Raw genomic sequence first — 940 nt, 5'->3', positions numbered from 1 at the left:
GCAGTCGCCCTGCGCCGATCGAACGACCTAACCGGCGCCTCTCGGGTTTGTTCCGCTGTCAGAGTTTGTCGGCGACGATGGGGCCGCGCGATCGGACGGGTAACTCTACCGGCTCGAGAGGTAGAGTCTGCGCAACTTGACCATATTCAGAACGACGGCGGCTCGGTTAGTCTCAGGCATCTTGGACTGCCGCCGGCTCGCGCACAAATTTCAATTTCGGCGGGACGGCGAACACCCTGAACCGCTCAGCCAGGCTGTCAAGAGCGTGACGCATGCCCACTCCCGCAGCAGCCGCACCGTGTCCACTGATGACCATCTGCGGGTTCAGGGCAGCCAAGTGCTTCACGGATCTTTCCGCCGCATCCCAGTCCGGCGTGAAGTAGCGCGGCGGACCGTGCATCTCGAGACCCTGGACGGCGACCTCATAGACTGACTCCTGACCGGTGGTGATGAAAGCGTCCCCTACGATCAGCGAACGGTCCTCCTCGCGCCAGAGCGAGATATGCCCAGGGGCGTGCCCGGGTGTGTGTAACCATCGCCATCTGGGCATTCCGGGGATCGATCCGTCGGCAGGTAAGAGTTCCAAACGGTTGCCAAAATCAATTGGCCCGCGTGGAAAAAGCGGCGACAGCAGCGCCATCAGTCCACCCCCGACCCAGGGATCGGGTGGCGGATAGGATGCGGTTCCGTCCAAATAGGGGCGCTCGAGTGGATGCGCGAAGACAGGCACGTCCCATTTATTTGCGAGGTCTAGAACCGTTCCCACATGGTCGAAATGGCCGTGGGTCAGGATGATCGCGGCCGGCCGTGCGTTCGTGCCAAACCGCCTTTCCGCGACCGCAAGAATCCTGCTGCGGGACGTCGGCAACCCCGTATCGATCAGCACCCAGTTCCGATCTCCGCTGGCCGGTGCGCCGAAGAACACGACATTGACGATTGC

Annotated in this window: 1 protein-coding gene; it reads right to left on the bottom strand. The window is 62.2% G+C overall.

Translation table 11 applies throughout. The features are described 5' to 3' along the window. Window positions 1-172: 172 nt before the first annotated feature. A partial coding sequence (locus E5W70_RS32510) for an MBL fold metallo-hydrolase (RefSeq protein WP_292665464.1) occupies window positions 173-940 on the bottom strand: 768 nt, incomplete at its 5' end.

The organism is Mesorhizobium sp. (genome assembly GCF_005063415.1).
Classification (GTDB): Bacteria; Pseudomonadota; Alphaproteobacteria; order Rhizobiales; family Rhizobiaceae; genus Mesorhizobium.
The sequence above is the reverse complement of the archived record's forward strand: the minus strand, read 5'-3'. Positions and strand labels throughout refer to the sequence as shown.